Raw genomic sequence first — 358 nt, forward strand, 5'->3', positions numbered from 1 at the left:
ATTAAGATGCGATAGAAAATCTGTTCAAACAGGTCTGTATCTTTAAAGCGTCGCTCATAATTTTTCCCGAACGTTGAGAAATGAGGTACTTTATCATGGAAACCATAGCCTAAGAACCAACGGTAAGTCATATTTGTTTCAGCTTCTTCAATCGTTTTACGCATGGAACGAATACCGAAGGTATATTGAATGAATGTCAGTTTAACTAAAATAACTGGATCAATACTTGGACGTCCTACCTCTGAATACATATCTTTCACCAAGTCATAAATGAAAGTGAAGTCAATGGCAGCCTCCATTTTACGAACCAAATGGTTCGGTGGCACCAGTTGATCTAAAGTAATCATTTCAAGTTGAT

General features: G+C 36.9%; 1 protein-coding gene. It reads right to left on the reverse strand.

What is annotated here, in order from left to right; all coding sequences use genetic code 11:
* Positions 1-358: transposase (locus Q8G36_RS28705; protein WP_305163154.1), on the reverse strand; the 358-nt coding region annotated here is incomplete at both ends.

The organism is Peribacillus frigoritolerans (assembly GCF_030676415.1).
Lineage (GTDB): Bacteria > Bacillota > Bacilli > Bacillales > DSM-1321 > Peribacillus > Peribacillus frigoritolerans_A.